This is a genomic window from Sandaracinobacter sp. T42, from assembly GCF_059115405.1.
Window position 1 is genome coordinate 646,949 of the sequence record NZ_CM181101.1, and the last position, 14,836, is coordinate 661,784.

Genomic DNA, 14,836 nt, shown 5'->3' on the forward strand with positions numbered 1-14,836 from the left:
GCCGCGAATGGATCCCACAGCCATCCTGCAGGCCCTCCTGCTCGGCCTGCTTGAAGGCCTCACCGAGTTCCTGCCCGTCTCCTCCACGGGGCATCTCATCCTCGCCTCGGAACTGATCGGGTTCAGCGGCGAAGGTTCCGTCGCGTTCAAGATCGCGATCCAGCTCGGCGCCATCCTCGCCGTGCTGGTCGCCTACCGGGACCGCTTCACCCGCATCGCCATCGGCGCGCTCCGCCGCGAACCGGGTGCCGTCGCCTTCGTGCGCAACATCCTTCTGGGTTTCCTGCCCGCGATGCTGGTTGGCGTCGTCGCCTACTCCGCCATCCGTGCGCTCCTCGAAAGCCCGATGGTCGTCGCCGTCGCCCTCATCGTCGGCGGGTTTCTGATCCTGCTGATCGAACGGCTGGTGAAGCCGCGAGTCCCCGGCACGGTGGAGGACATGCCCTGGAAGACAGCGCTCGGCGTCGGCGCCGTGCAGTGCATCGCCATGATCCCCGGCGTCTCACGTTCGGGCGCCACCATCATGGGCGGCCTGCTGATGGGGCTGGATCGCAAGACGGCCGCCGAATTCAGTTTCTTCCTCGCCGTGCCCACCATGGCGGCCGCCACCGTCTATTCACTCTACAAGGAACGGCATCTCCTCAGCTTCGACGATCTCGGCCTCATCGCCATCGGCTTCGTCACGGCCTTCCTCTCGGCCCTGCTGGTGGTGCGCTGGCTGGTCGGCTTCGTCGGGCGGCACGGCTTCGCCCCCTTTGCCTGGTACCGGATCGCCCTGGGCAGCCTCGCACTCGTCTGGCTCCTCGCCAGATAATACCGGATCGGAACTAATGGCGGGTCGCAATAATGAGAAAGGCCTGAAATCTGTTCTCAAGCAGGAAAATAAGGTCAGTATAGCTGACCCACCCACTGGCAAGGCATGAAAATGGCTGTTATGGCCCACCCCGCTTTCCGATTCTGTGGGGAACAAGGCCCGTGGCGAACAGTCGAATGCTCAGCTTCATCCATACGGGTCAGGCGTTCCCGGAAAAGCGCTCGCCCCAGGATCGCGCGCACGATTTCCACGAAATCAGCCAGGGCTTCCTCGTCGCCAAGGCAGAAGAGCAGGCCTCGCGCTGCTCCCAATGCGGGGTTCCCTTCTGCCAGGTTCACTGCCCGCTCAACAACCATATCCCGGATTGGCTGAAGCTCGCCGCCGAAGGCCGCCTGCAGGAAGCCTATCAGCTCTCCGCCTCCACCTCCACGATGCCCGAAATCTGCGGCCGGATCTGCCCGCAGGATCGCCTGTGCGAAGGCAGTTGCGTGATCGAACAATCCGGCCACGGCGCCGTCACCATCGGCTCGGTGGAAAAGTTCATCACCGACACCGCCTGGAAGGAAGGCTGGGTCGAACCGCTCGTCCCCCTGCGCGATCGCTCCGCCCAGTCCGTCGGCATCATCGGCTCTGGCCCGGCGGGGCTCACCGCCGCCGAACTGCTGCGCGTGCGCGGCTATGATGTCCATGTCTATGAACGGGCGGATCGCGCCGGCGGCCTCCTCATCTATGGCATCCCCGGCTTCAAGCTCGAGAAGGACGTGGTGGAACGCCGCACCCGCCGCCTGGCCGAAGGCGGGGTCCACTTCCACTTCAACACCGAAATCGGCACCGACATCCGCTTCGCGGATCTGCGCAGGCGCCACGATGCGCTGCTGATCGCAACCGGCGTCTACAAGCCGCGTCCGCTGGGCCTCGCCGGTTCCGGGCTCCCGGGCGTCACGAAGGCGCTGGATTATCTCATCGCCTCCAACCGCAAGGGTCTGGGCGACAGCGTTCCCGCCTTCGAATCCGGCGAACTCAACGCCCAGGGCCGCCACGTCGTCGTCATCGGCGGCGGCGACACGGCGATGGATTGCGTGCGCACCGCCGTCCGGCAGGGGGCCGCCAGCGTCACCTGCCTCTATCGTCGGGATCGCGCCAACATGCCCGGCTCCCAGCGCGAAACCCTGAATGCCGAGGAAGAGGGCGTCCGCTTCGAATGGCTCGCCGCACCAGCCGCCTTTGCGGCCGGGCCGGATGGCCGCGTCGCCTCCGTCACCGCGCGGCGCATGCGCCTGGGCGCGCCGGATGCGTCGGGCCGTCGCCAGCCCGAACCGGAACCGGGACAGGAATTCACCCTCCCCGCCGATCTCGTCATCGAAGCGCTGGGCTTCGATCCAGAGGATCTGCCCGCCGCCTTCGCCGAACCGGCGCTCGCCACCACGCGCTGGGGCACGCTGAAGGCCGATGGCGCGCGCCTGTCCACCAGCCTCCCCGGCGTCTTCGCTGCCGGGGATATCGTTCGTGGTGCCAGCCTCGTCGTCTGGGCTGTTCGCGAGGGCCGGGATGTCGCACAGTCGATGCACGCCTGGCTCAAGGCCCAGGCGGGCACAGCCGCTGCCGCAACCGGCACGGCCCTTGAGGAGGTAGCATGACGATCCTTACCCGCGCCCTTGTGGCGCTGTCCGTCCCGGCGGTGCTTGCCGCCGCAACCCCGGCACTTGCGCAGGCCGATGCCCGCACGGCGGCGGCCGCCGTGGCGGATGTCACCAATCCGCCCGTACGCTCAAAGGCGCAGCTCGATGCCCAGATCGCCGCGATGCGCAAGGGCGAGGTGATCCGCGCCGTGCTCAGCCAGAACCCCAATTTCCGCGCACTGGCGCAGAAGAATCCGGCGCAGGTGAACGCCACACTCGCCCGCGTCGGCGCGCTTCAGGCCGATGCGCTCGGCCCCATCCAGCGCGAGATGCTCACCGCTTCCCGCCAGGCCGCGATCGACGCCTATGCCCGCGAATTCACCGCGGCCGAACTGAACGACATCCTCGCATTCTACAAGTCACCGGCCGGTGCCAAGCTGCTGGCGCGGCAGGGCGCGATCAACGCAGAAGTCGGCAAGGCCATGCAGGCGAAGTTCGGCCCGCGCGTCGCCGCCGCCGAAAAGTCCGTCGGTCCCAAGATCGACGCCGAACTGCGCAAACTCGGCCCGCAGCAGGCGCCCGCGAAGTGATCCGCGCCGCCGCCATCGCCCTTCTTCTGGCCGCAAGCCCGGTGGCCGCCGGGCAGCCTGCGACTGCCGCCGCCATTTCCGCGGAAGACAAGGCGGAGCGGCTTGCCGTCGCAGAGGAACTGATCGCCGACAGCGGCATGGCGGACATCCTCGACAAGATGACGCGAGCCATCATCGCCCAGGTCCTGCCCGCCCTTTCGTCCGCCAACAACGGGCGTGAATCCGAAGTCAGGGCCATCCTCCTGGACGAACTGACCAGCGCGATGAAGAAGGCCTCCCCGGCCATCATCGAGAATGCGCGCAGCCTCTATGTCGAAAGCTTCACGGCAGGGGAAATGCGCGAAATGCTCGCCTTCAACCGCTCGCCCACCGGACGGAAGGTGATGAAGGTCCTGCCCGACATGCAGCTGCGCATGATGGCGTTCGGCCGCGATGCGGGCCAGGCGGCAGTCGCCGCCGCGCTGCCCCGCATCATCGACAGGCTGAAGGCCGCCAACCTCAGCGTCCCAACCACCTCCTGACACCCGACGGGATCCGACCCATGCACCACCCCGCCGACATCCTGCTTCCCGAACATGCCGCGCGCCGCCGGCTGGCCGAAGAAGGGCTCTACCGCCCGGATCTTGAATCCGATGCCTGCGGCGTGGGCCTTGTCGCCGCGATCGACGGCAAACCCAGCCGCCGCGTGGTCGAGGCCGGGATCGAGGCGCTGAAAGCGGTGTGGCACCGGGGCGCGGTGGATGCCGACGGCAAGACGGGCGACGGCGCCGGGATCCACCTCGACCTGCCGATCGCCTTCTTCCACGATGCGATCGACCGCGCCGGCCAGCGCCCGCGCCCCAACCTGCTCGCCGTCGGCATGGTGTTCATGCCGCGCACCGATCTGGCCGCGCAGGAAACCTGCCGTTCCATCGTCGAATCCGAAATCATCGCGGAAGGCCATTTCATCTACGGCTGGCGGCAGGTGCCGGTGGATGTCTCGGTGATCGGCACCAAGGCGCAGGCGCTCAGGCCCGATATCGAGCAGATCATGATCGCCGGCCCGTCCGACACGTCGGAAGAAAGCCGCGAGGCCTTCGAAAAGCAGCTCTACATCCTCCGCCGACGGATCGAGAAAAAGGTGATCGAGGCCCAGATCCAGGGCTTCTACATCTGCTCGCTCAGCTGCCGCTCCATCATCTACAAGGGCCTCTTCCTCGCGGAGAGCCTTTCGGTCTTCTATCCGGACCTCACCGACGCGCGCTTCGAAAGCCGCTTCGCCATCTATCACCAGCGCTATTCCACCAACACCTTCCCGCAATGGTGGCTGGCCCAGCCCTTCCGCTGCCTCGCCCACAATGGGGAAATCAACACGATCCGCGGCAACTCCAACTGGATGAAAAGCCACGAGATCAAGATGGCCGCCAGCGCCTTCGGCGACGCCAGCGAGGACATCAAGCCGCTGATCCCGGCGGGCAGCTCGGATACCGCCGCGCTCGACGCCGTGTTCGAGGCGATCGTCCGTTCGGGGCGCGACGCCCCCACCGCCAAGACGATGCTCGTCCCCGAAGCCTGGGCAAAGGACGCGGACATGCCGCCCGCCCACAAGGCGATGTATGCCTATTTCGCCAGCGTGATGGAGCCGTGGGATGGCCCCGCCGCGCTCGCCATGACGGACGGGCGCTGGATCGTCGCCGGGCTCGATCGCAACGCCCTGCGCCCCATGCGCTACACTCGCACGAAGGATGGCCTGCTCATCGTCGGCTCGGAAACCGGCATGGTCTTCACGCTCGAGGAGAATGTGGTCGAAAAGGGCCGCCTCGGGCCGGGCCAGATGGTGGGCGTCGATCTCGCCGAAGGCCGCCTCTTCCACGACCGCGAACTGAAGGACCGCCTCGCAGCCGCCCAGCCCTATGCGGACTGGGTCGGCGATTTCACCGGCATCGCGGACATCGCCGCCGCGAAGTCGCCGCCGGCCTATCCCTCGGGCGCGGATCTCCGCCGCCTGCAGATCGCGGCCGGCCGCACGCTGGAGGACATGGAACTGATCCTTGGCCCCATGGTGGAGGATGCCAAGGAAGCCGTCGGCTCCATGGGGGATGATACTCCGCTTGCCGTCATCAGCGCCAACTCCCGCTCGATGGCGGATTTCTTCCGCCAGAATTTCAGCCAGGTCACCAACCCGCCCATCGATTCCTTGCGCGAATCCCGCGTGATGAGCCTGAAGACCCGTTTCGGGAACCACGGCAACATCCTCGATTCGCACGAGCAGCAGAAGGGCGTCATGGTGCTCGACAGCCCGCTGATCACATCAACGGAATGGGCCGCCCTCAAGGACCATTTCGGCAGCGCCGCCGCCGAGATCGACTGCACCTTCGATTATGCAAAGGGCGCAGACGGCCTCAGGGCCGCGATCACCCGCATCCGCGCAGAGGCGGAGGCCGCCGTCCGCTCCGGCAAGACGCAACTGTTCCTGACAGACGAACACCAGTCGCAGGATCGCTGCGCCGTCACCATGATCCTCGCGGCCGCCGGCGTGCACACGCATCTGGTCCGCAAGGGGCTGCGCACCTTCGCCTCCATCAATGTCCGCTCGGCGGAATGCCTCGATACCCATTATGTCGCGGTGCTGATCGGGGTGGGCGCCACCACGGTCAACGCCTGGCTCGCCGAAGCCTCCATCGCGGATCGCCACGCGCGCGGCCTGTTCGGCCCGATCAGCCTGGGCGACTGCATCGCCCGCTACCGCAAGGCCATCGACGACGGGCTTCTCAAGATCATGTCGAAGATGGGGATCGCGGTGATCTCCTCCTATCGCGGCGGCTACAATTTCGAAGCCGTCGGCCTCAGCCGCGCCCTCGTCGCCGATTTCTTCCCCGGCATGCCCACCAAGATCTCGGGCGAAGGCTATCACAGCCTCTTCCTCTCGGCACAGGAACGGCACGAACGCGCCTTCGACGAAGCCGCAACCGCCCTCCCGGTCGGCGGTCTCTACCGCTTCCGCTCCGGCGGGGAGCCCCATGTCTGGCAGGCCGGGCTCATCCACACCCTGCAGGAAGCGGTCGCGAACGACAGCTACAGCCAGTACAAGCGCTTCTCCGAAGGCCTCAGGAAACTGCCGCCGATCTTCCTGCGCGACCTGCTGGAGTTCAACTACGCCCAAAAGCCGCTGCCCATCGAAGAGGTGGAAAGCATCTCCGAAATCCGCAAGCGCTTTGTCACGCCGGGCATGTCGCTGGGCGCCCTCAGCCCCGAAGCGCATGAAACGCTCGCCATCGCCATGAACCGGATCGGCGCCAAGGCCGTGTCGGGCGAAGGCGGCGAGGATTCGATCCGCTACAAGCCCTATCCCAACGGCGACAACGCCAATTCCAATATCAAGCAGATCGCGTCCGGCCGCTTCGGCGTCACGGCGGAATATCTGAACGCCTGCACCGAGATCGAGATCAAGGTGGCGCAGGGCGCAAAGCCCGGCGAAGGCGGCCAGCTCCCCGGCTTCAAGGTCACGGAAATGATCGCCCGCCTGCGCCACGCGACGCCGGGCGTCACCCTCATCTCCCCGCCGCCGCACCACGACATCTACTCGATCGAGGATCTGGCCCAGCTCATCTACGACCTGAAGCAGATCAACCCGGATGCGAAGGTCTGCGTGAAGCTCGTTTCCTCGGCGGGCATCGGCACCGTCGCGGCCGGCGTCGCCAAGGCGCATGCGGATGTCATCCTCGTCTCCGGCAATGTCGGCGGCACAGGGGCATCGCCGCTCACCAGCATCAAATATGCGGGCACACCCTGGGAAATGGGCCTCTCGGAAGTCAACCAGGTCCTCACCCTCAACGGCCTCCGCCAGAAGGTGAAGCTCCGCACGGATGGCGGCCTCAAGACCGGCCGCGACATCGTCATCGCCGCCATCCTTGGGGCAGAGGAATATGGCATCGGCACCCTCAGCCTTGTCGCCATGGGCTGCATCATGGTGCGCCAGTGCCATTCCAACACCTGCCCCGTCGGCGTCTGCACCCAGGACGAGTCGCTGCGCCGGAAGTTCAGCGGTTCGCCGGAAAAGGTCATCAACCTGATGAGCTTCATCGCCGAGGAAACCCGCGACATCCTCGCCCAGCTCGGCGTCCGCTCCCTCGACGAAGTGATCGGCCGCACCGAACTGCTGCGGCAGGTCAGCCGGGGCGCCGAACATCTGGACGACCTGGATCTGAACCCGATCCTCGCCAAGGTCGACGCCGCAGATTCCATGCGCCGGTCCACCAAGGATGCCCCTCGCAATCCGGTGCCCGACAGCCTCGACGCGGACATCCTGCGGGATGCAGCCCCCGTCTTCGATCGCGGCGAGAAGATGCAGCTCACCTATTCGGTGCGCAACACCCACCGTGCCGTCGGCACCCGCCTCTCGGCCGAAATCACCCGCAAATACGGCATGCGGGGTCTGGCCCCCGGCCATGTCCATATCCGCCTGCGCGGCTCGGCCGGCCAGTCGCTCGGCGCCTTCGCGGTGCAGGGCGTCCATCTGGAAGTGTTCGGGGACAGCAACGACTATGTCGGCAAGGGCCTGTCCGGCGCCACAATCGTCGTGCGGCCGATGGTTTCCTCGCCGCTCGCCACGCAGAAGAACGCCATCATCGGCAACACCTGCCTCTATGGCGCAACGGCCGGCGAACTGTTCGCGGCCGGCCAGGCCGGCGAACGCTTCGCCGTCCGCAACTCCGGCGCCGTCACCGTCATCGAAGGCTGCGGCGCCAACGGCTGCGAATATATGACCGGCGGCACCGCCGTGATCCTGGGCGCAGTCGGGGACAATTTCGGCGCCGGCATGACGGGCGGCATGGCCTTTGTCTATGACGAACAGAACCTGCTGCCGAACAAGGTGAACCCCGAATCGATCATCTGGCAGCGCTTCGCCAGCCACCATTGGGAAGATGTCGCCAAAGGCCTCATCGCCCGCCACGCCAGCCTCACGGGCAGCACATGGGCCCGAAGCCTGCTGGAAGACTGGGATCGCGCCCGCAACCACTTCTGGCAGATCTGCCCCAAGGAAATGGTCAGCCGCCTTACCCACCCGCTCAGCGACGAAGTCGCCGTGGAAGCAGCCGAGTAAGGGCCTGCTTCCCGGCCTCCGGCGGGCTTGTCTCTCGCCTCCGGCGGGCAGGGAAATGATTTCCCTGCACCCTCCCTGCTGGCGTCGCGCGCAAACCCGCAAAGCTGCGCGCGTGAACAGATTCGATTGCCTGCGGCGCAGGCAGATAACCCGGTCGTCAGCACAACCTGGACGACCGGCCTGAGAATGTGGGTGCAGGGAGCACGGCTCCCTGCCCGCCGGAGGCAAGCGACATGCCCCGCGCCAAACCCCTAGCCGAAGCGGATCACCTCATAGCGGCTGCCCAGCCGCAGCCGCCGCAGTTCCTCGCGCGCGCGCCGGATCACCCGTTCCAGCCGCCCTTCGCGCCCCGGCGCGGTCGGCCCGCCTTCGGCGAAGCGCGCCATGATCGACCCGGCCGCCCATTCGGGTTCCGCGGTTCCGCTGTCGCTGCGCTTGCCCTGCACGGCAGGCGCGGGCTGCATCTGGTAGATCGTCGCGGTGGGGAAGAACGCCAGCCTCTCGTTGAACAGCAGTTCGTCCACCGGATCCGCGAACCGTTCCGTCATCGCCAGCAGCCGCTTCGCCGTCGCGGCCGTCAGCACATAACAGCCCGCCCCAATATGGCTGGAAAGCAGCCGCCCCAGGTGCCGCCCGCCCACCTTGCGGCCCGCCTTCGAAACATGCGCCCGCGTGCCCCAGGTTTCCAGCTTCACGAGGTCGGCGTCGGCCGGAATCCAGCTGGCGTCGGCCACCAGCGCCCCGAAGCCGGGTGCCAGGATCATGTCGTCCTCCAGCACCATTCCATGCGGCTCCCCGCTCGCCACGATGGCGGCCCAGGCCGCGCGATGGCTGTGGAAACAGCCGAAGGCGCCCGCGCTCATCCGGTGGCCGTTCGCCATGGGCAGCACGCCAGCCGCCGCGGCGGCGATGGCCGGGTCCTGCGCGTCGGTGGCGCTGATCCGCACCAGCTCGAAACCGGCCCCGGCCGCCTCGCGCTGCATATGGGCCCAGCGGTCGGGCCGGCGATCCAGGTTCAGGCAATAGGCCTTCACCCCCAGCCTCAGTCGAACAGGGAGGAGACGGAGCTTTCGTCGGAAATGCGCCGGATCGCCTCACCCAGCAACGGCGCGATCGTAAGCAACCGGATCTTCTTCGCTTCGGCGACCGGCGGCGTCGCGCCGATGGAATCGGTGATCACCAGTTCCGTCAGCGCCGAGCCTTCCACCCGGGCCACCGCCCCGCCGGAAAGCACGCCGTGCGTCACATAGGCGGCCACCCCCGCCGCGCCTGCGTCCATCAGCGCCTGCGCGGCGTTGCACAGCGTGCCCGCCGAATCGACAATGTCGTCGATCAGGATGCAGAAGCGCCCGGAAACATCGCCGATGATGTTCATCACCTCGGATTCACCGGCCCGTTCCCGCCGCTTGTCCACGATGGCCAGCGGCGCATTGCCCAGCCGCCGCGCCAGCGCGCGGGCGCGCACCACGCCGCCCACGTCGGGCGAAACCACCATCAGCTTGCCGGCATGATCCGGATAGCGCGCCTGGATATCGGCCGACATCACGGGCGCGGCATAGAGATTGTCCGTCGGGATATCGAAGAAGCCCTGGATCTGCCCGGCATGCAGATCCACCGAAAGCACGCGCGACGCGCCCGCCACGGTGATCAGGTTCGCCACCAGCTTGGCCGAAATCGGCGTGCGCGGCCCGGGCTTCCGATCCTGCCGGGCATAGCCGAAATAGGGAATCACCGCCGTGATCCGCTTGGCGCTGGAACGACGCAGCGCGTCGATGCAGATCAGCAGCTCCATCAGATTGTCGTTGGCGGGCGCGCTGGTGGATTGCAGCACGAACACATCCTCGCCGCGGACATTCTCGTGGATCTCCACGAAGATCTCCTCGTCGGCGAAGCGTCGCACGGACGCCTTCGTCAGCGGAATTTCCAGATAGCGGGCGACATCGGCCGCGAGCGTCGAGTTGCTGTTGCCGGCGAGCAGTTTCATCAGGTCATCACCCCTTTGGATTGCCCCGCGCCTAGCGGATGCCCGCCGCTGCCGCAACGGCTTCGCATCCACCCCTTGCGCAGTCCCGTCCGCTGTCGGACAAGTCCGCCTTCCCGGCCGGAGCATCCCCGCTGTCCAGACTCGTGAAAATCCTGCTTGTCCTTGCCCTTGCCGCCGGCGCCGCCGGGCTTGCCGCGGGCTGGCAGTGGCGCAGTGAAAAGCTCGTACGCCTGCATCCTGCCCCCGGGCCGCTTCCGGCCCGCCCCGATCCGGGCAACGCCGTCGGCGGGGTCCTCCTGTTCGGCGACAGCCGCGTCGCCCAGTGGCGGCCGCTGCCCGATCGCCCTTATCCCGTCACCCGCCACGGCCATTCCGGCGAAAGCGCCATCCGCCTCGCCTTCAGCTTCGAAGCCGCGCTCGATCGCCACCGCCCCGAACTCGCCATCGTGCAGGCCGGCGTGAACGACGCCGTCGCCGCCAGCCTCGCCGGCCCACGGGATCGCGAACGCGCGCTGGCGGACAGCAAGGCCGCGTTCGCCCGGATGGCCGCCGCCGCGCAGGCGCGCGGCGTCGCCCTCGTCCTGCTGAAGCCGATCCCGCCGATCCGCCCTGATCCGGCGCGCCGCCTGCTGTGGCGCGGCCACGTCGGGCCCTATCTCGAAAGCCTCTCCGCCGCGCTGCCGGCCATTGCCGCCGCCCATGGCGCAACGGTTACGGATCCGCTCCCCCTGCTCGGCCCCGATGCCGCCTCGGTTCCATCGGCCTACCGGGCCGATGCCCTGCATCTCACGCCTGCCGCCTATGAACGGCTTGGCGTCCTGCTGCCGGAAACGCTCAGCCCAGAAACGCCGCCACCCCGAAGCTGACGCCCACCATCAGCAGGATGCCCAGCAGGTTCACCAGGAATCCGGCCCGCACCATCTGCCCGATCGAAACATGGCCGGTGGCGAACGCGATCGCATTGGGCGGCGTGCCGGACGGCATCATGAACCCCCAGGTCGCTGCAAAGGCCGACGCCATCACCAGCGGCAGCGGCGCGGTTCCGGTCTGCACTGCCACGGCCGCCACCACCGGCATGAAGGCGCTGGCTGCGGCCACATTGCTGGCGAACTCCGTCACCAGCACCACCAGCCCCACCACCAGCAGCGCCAGCAGCAGGGTGGGCAAGGCTTCCAGCGCCGAAAGCTGCGCCCCGATCCAGGCCGCCAGCCCCGAATCGGTAATCGCCCCCGCCAGCGCAAGACCGCCGCCGAACAGCAGCAGGATGTCCCAGGGCAGCCGCGCCGTCGTCGCCTTCCAGTCCAGCAGCGCCCCCTCCCGCTCGGCGGAAGGCACGATGAACAGCAGCAGGCTCACCGCCATCGCCACCATCCCGTCGTCCGTCGCCGGCAGCCCGAATGCAACGGCCACCAGCGGCCACACCACCCAGCCCAGCAGCAGCAGCGCCAGCAGCGGCAGCAGCCGTTTCTGATCCGGCGTCAGCGCGCCCTGCCGCCCCAGCAGCGCCACCAGCTCGCCCCGGTCCAGCCGCCCGCCCGGCACGCGGAACAGGGCGATCAGGATCAGCGCCGTCGCCGGGATCGCCAGCAGCACCAGCGGTACGCCAAAGGCCAGCCAGGTCAGGAAATCCACCTGCAACCCCAGGGACCGCTCCACGATCCCGGCCGAAATCGCGTTGGTCGGCGTGCCCACCAGCGTGCCCAGCCCGCCGATGTTGGCGGCATAGGCCACGCCCAGCACCATCGCCGTCACCAGCCCCGCGCCGCCCGAAGCCGGCCCGGCCAGCGCGCCCGCCACGGCCAGCGCAACGGGCATCATGATGAAGGCCGTCGCCGTGTTCGAAACCCCCATCGAAACCAGCGCTGTCGCCGCCATGAACGCCACCACCAGCCCGCGCGGAGAGGCGGGCGCCCGCGCCACCACCGCCAGCGCCAGCCGCCGATGCAACTGGTGCGTCTCCACCGCGACCGCCACGATGGCGCCGCCCAGAACCAGGAAGATCACGGGGGACCAGTAAAGCCCCGCCACCCCGGCGGGCTTCATCACACCCGTCAGCGGCAGCAGGATGAAGGGCAGCACCGATGTCAGCGCCAGCGGCAGCGCAGCCGAAAGCCACAGCATCGCCATCACCACCGCCAGCGCGGCCACGGCCCAGCCCTCTCCGGAAAGCCCGGCCGGCGCCGGCAGCAGCCGCATCAGCGCGAACAGCCCAACCGCAAGCGCCAGCACCGACAGGCGCCTTTCATGGCCGGTCAAGTCCGGATTCCCTGCGCGGCCGTCATTCCCGTCCCCCTTCTTCGTCCCGCCGCCAGCCGAACGGAATCGACCGGGCAATCAGGGTCATTGCAGTCCGCCGTCGGGCAGGCCCGGCCTCAGGCCGGCCCGGCCACCTTCCGCTGTTTCGCGGCCTTCCCGTTGAACAGCAGCGTCAGCAGCGGGCTCGGCGCGATCACCCGTTCGTGGATCAGGAACAGGGCCGGAAACCCCGCGGCCAGGATCACCGCGAAGGTCAGATACACATTGTCCGTGAAGGGCCGCAGCAGATTTGCGATGATGTAGATCAGCAGGAAGTGGAAGATGTAGAAGCTGTACACGCCGTCGGTCAGACGGCTCAGCATCGGCGTCCCCCGTGTCACCAGCCGCCTTGCAATCGCCATCAGGCCGCACACGATCAGGAAGATGAAGCCGGCCCGCGGGATCCAGTAGGTCACCCGTTCCAGCGCGCGGGGCAACTGGTCTTCGAACAGGGGGTGCAGCAGATAGGCGGCGCCGAACAGCAGCAGGCCCGGCCAGAACAGCCGGTGCATCAGATCGAACAGATCGCGGTGCCGAAAGGCCAGCACGCCGATCGCGAAATAGGCCAGATAGTTCAGCGTCGCCATCGGCAGGAAGGCATTCGGCTGGAAGAACAAGGGCGTCACCACGGCGTCGTTCAGCCCTCTCAGCAAGGTCACGGCCACGCCGAACAGCAGGGTCAGCAGCAGAAGCCCGGCCGATCCCGGCAAACCCGTCAGCCAGCGCACCGCGCGGGAAACGGGCGCGCTGCCCGCTAGGGCAGAAAGCAGGGGCGTCAGCAGGGCATAGAGGAACAGGGAAATCAGGAACCACAGGTGCAGGTGCCACACCATCGGCCCGGGCAGCGGAAGCCGCCAGCCCCCGTCCAGGAAGAAGCTGGAAAAACTCTCCCCCCCGCCGTGATAGCGCTGGATCAGCCACAGCGTCAGCGGGTTCAGCAGCACCAGCCCGGATACCAGCGGAATCAGGATCAGCCGCCCCCGATTCACCAGAAAAGCCTGCACCCCGCTGCGCAGGAAAACCATGGTCGTGAAGAAGCCCGAAACCAGGAAGAAGGTCGCCATCCGAAAGTGGTCGGATACCTCGGCAATTGCTTCGAACAGCAGGCTGTTGCCAATGGTCGCCCCGTGAACGGCCAGTCCCACCAGCATGCAGAAGCAGCGCAGGGCATCCATGTGGTGCAGGCGTTGGGCGTTTCCGGTCACGATGCCCCGCCTAGCCCAGCAGGGCGGCATCCTCCACCGCTTTCTCGCCTCCGCATCGCGCTCAGGCCGGCACGGCCCGCCGCACGATCTTGCCGTTGAACAGCAGCATCAGCAGCGGACTGCGCGCGATGATCTTCTCATGGATCGCAACAAGGATGGGAAAGCCGGCCAGCAGGATCGCCACGAAGATAAGGTACAGATTGTCCGTCAGCTTCAGCATCAGGTTCGCGATGATGTAGATCACCAGGAAGTGGAACATGTAGAAACTATAGACAAGGTCCGTCAGCCGGCTCAGCCAGGGGCTGCCCTTCGTCACCAGCCGCCTTGCCAGCGCCATCAGGCCGCACACGATCAGGAAGATGAAGCCGGATCGCAGCATCCAGTAACTCGCCCGCTCCAGCGCATGGGGCAGCGCACCGGCCCACTGGCCGTGCATCAGATAGGCCGCCCCCACCAGCAAAAGGCCCGGCCAGAACAGCCGGTGCATCGTCTCGAACAGCTCGCGGTGCCGGAAGCCGATGGCGCCGGCTGCGAAGAAGGCGAAGTAGGTCATTGTCGCGCGCACAAGGAAATGGGTCGAATCCGGCAGTCGCGGCACCAGGATCTGGTCGGAAACAGCGCGCATCACCGTCACGCACAGGGCGACGGCCGCTGTCATCAGCAGCAGGCGGAACCAGGCCGGCAGCCGCCCCAGCAGGGCGGCTGTTGCGGATCCGCCGCGCGTATCCGCCAGCCACAGCAAGGCCGGGCTCAGCAGGGCATAGACGAACAGGGTCGCCAGGAACCACAGGTGCAGAAGGTTCAGCCCCCAGAAGTCCGAAGGAGAGATCGGCAGCCGCCAGGTCCCGTTCACATAACCGCTGGCCAGCGGATCCCCCAGGTGGAACAGCCGGATCAGCCACAGGGTCGGCGGATTCAACAGCAATGTGCCGATCAGCATCGGCAGCAGCAGCAGTCGCGCCCGGTTGCGAATGAAATCCCGCGTGCCGCCACGTGACAGCACCATCGCCGAAAAGAAGCCGGAAACCAAGAAGAAGGTCGCCATCCGAAAATGGTCGGATGCGTCCTTGATCGCGATGAAGAACCAGCCGTTGCCGATGGTCGCCCCGTGCAGCGCCAGCCCGAACAGCATGCAGAAACAGCGCAAGGCGTCCAGGTGATAGATGCGCTGCTGCCCGCCCATGGAAACAAAGGATAGGTCAGCCCGCACGCTTGCTCAAGCCGCCATTGTCCGCCATCCAGCCTT

11 protein-coding genes are annotated in these 14,836 nt (G+C 67.2%); 6 read left to right on the forward strand and 5 right to left on the reverse strand.

Annotated features, from left to right (window positions below; genetic code table 11):
* Positions 1-7: 7 nt before the first annotated feature.
* The 5 genes from ACW9TV_RS03100 (at position 8) to gltB (ending at position 8,106) form a co-directional block, all read left to right on the forward strand.
* The gene (locus tag ACW9TV_RS03100) at positions 8-814 is read left to right on the forward strand and encodes an undecaprenyl-diphosphate phosphatase (RefSeq protein ID WP_494304394.1); all 807 of its coding nucleotides are present in this window, start codon (positions 8-10) and stop codon (positions 812-814) included.
* A 161-nt stretch (positions 815-975) separates the two neighbouring features.
* A complete protein-coding gene (locus ACW9TV_RS03105) occupies positions 976-2,451 on the forward strand; it encodes an NAD(P)-dependent oxidoreductase (protein WP_494304395.1) in 1,476 nt (491 codons plus the stop codon).
* Positions 2,448-3,023, forward strand: coding sequence for a DUF2059 domain-containing protein (locus tag ACW9TV_RS03110; RefSeq protein ID WP_494304396.1), 576 nt, complete (start codon positions 2,448-2,450; stop codon positions 3,021-3,023). Before ACW9TV_RS03105 ends, ACW9TV_RS03110 begins: the two co-directional genes overlap by 4 nt.
* Positions 3,020-3,544 carry a DUF2059 domain-containing protein gene (locus ACW9TV_RS03115; protein ID WP_494304397.1) on the forward strand — a complete coding sequence of 175 codons (525 nt, stop codon included), beginning with the start codon at positions 3,020-3,022 and terminating at the stop codon, positions 3,542-3,544. Before ACW9TV_RS03110 ends, ACW9TV_RS03115 begins: the two co-directional genes overlap by 4 nt.
* A gap of 20 nt (positions 3,545-3,564) precedes the next feature.
* Complete coding sequence (gene gltB, locus ACW9TV_RS03120; protein WP_494304398.1) at positions 3,565-8,106, forward strand: glutamate synthase large subunit; 4,542 nt, start codon at positions 3,565-3,567, stop codon at positions 8,104-8,106.
* A gap of 251 nt (positions 8,107-8,357) precedes the next feature.
* On the opposite strand, the gene ACW9TV_RS03125 is transcribed toward gltB, so the two are convergent.
* Positions 8,358-9,140: a glycosyltransferase family 25 protein gene (locus ACW9TV_RS03125; RefSeq protein ID WP_494304399.1), complete on the reverse strand. Its 783-nt coding sequence runs from the start codon at positions 9,138-9,140 to the stop codon at positions 8,358-8,360.
* Positions 9,141-9,148: 8 nt separating this feature from the next.
* Positions 9,149-10,090 carry a ribose-phosphate pyrophosphokinase gene (locus tag ACW9TV_RS03130; protein ID WP_494304400.1) on the reverse strand — a complete coding sequence of 314 codons (942 nt, stop codon included), beginning with the start codon at positions 10,088-10,090 and terminating at the stop codon, positions 9,149-9,151.
* A 143-nt stretch (positions 10,091-10,233) separates the two neighbouring features.
* Between ACW9TV_RS03130 and ACW9TV_RS03135 the strand changes: the two genes are divergently transcribed.
* The gene (locus ACW9TV_RS03135; protein ID WP_494304401.1) at positions 10,234-10,956 is read left to right on the forward strand and encodes an SGNH/GDSL hydrolase family protein; all 723 of its coding nucleotides are present in this window, start codon (positions 10,234-10,236) and stop codon (positions 10,954-10,956) included.
* Here ACW9TV_RS03135 and ACW9TV_RS03140 read toward each other — a convergent pair.
* The 3 genes from ACW9TV_RS03140 to ACW9TV_RS03150 form a co-directional block, all read right to left on the reverse strand.
* Entirely contained in the window at positions 10,925-12,346 is a 1,422-nt protein-coding gene (locus ACW9TV_RS03140; protein ID WP_494304402.1) for an SLC13 family permease, read from the reverse strand. The two genes, ACW9TV_RS03135 and ACW9TV_RS03140, sit on opposite strands and share 32 nt — an antisense overlap.
* A gap of 116 nt (positions 12,347-12,462) precedes the next feature.
* Positions 12,463-13,590, reverse strand: coding sequence for an acyltransferase family protein (locus tag ACW9TV_RS03145; RefSeq protein WP_494304403.1), 1,128 nt, complete (start codon positions 13,588-13,590; stop codon positions 12,463-12,465).
* A gap of 61 nt (positions 13,591-13,651) precedes the next feature.
* Entirely contained in the window at positions 13,652-14,773 is a 1,122-nt protein-coding gene (locus ACW9TV_RS03150; RefSeq protein ID WP_494304404.1) for an acyltransferase family protein, read from the reverse strand.
* Positions 14,774-14,836: the final 63 nt, after the last annotated feature.

What these genes read in the sequence shown, in the direction of transcription:
- ACW9TV_RS03100 (WP_494304394.1), top strand. Translation starts at nt 8, where the DNA reads ATGGATCCCACAGCCATCCTGCAGGCCCTCCTGCTCGGCCTGCTTGAA.
- ACW9TV_RS03110 (WP_494304396.1), top strand. Translation starts at nt 2,448, where the DNA reads ATGACGATCCTTACCCGCGCCCTTGTGGCGCTGTCCGTCCCGGCGGTG.
- gltB (WP_494304398.1), top strand. Translation starts at nt 3,565, where the DNA reads ATGCACCACCCCGCCGACATCCTGCTTCCCGAACATGCCGCGCGCCGC.
- ACW9TV_RS03130 (WP_494304400.1), bottom strand. Translation starts at nt 10,090, where the DNA reads ATGAAACTGCTCGCCGGCAACAGCAACTCGACGCTCGCGGCCGATGTC.
- ACW9TV_RS03150 (WP_494304404.1), bottom strand. Translation starts at nt 14,773, where the DNA reads ATGGGCGGGCAGCAGCGCATCTATCACCTGGACGCCTTGCGCTGTTTC.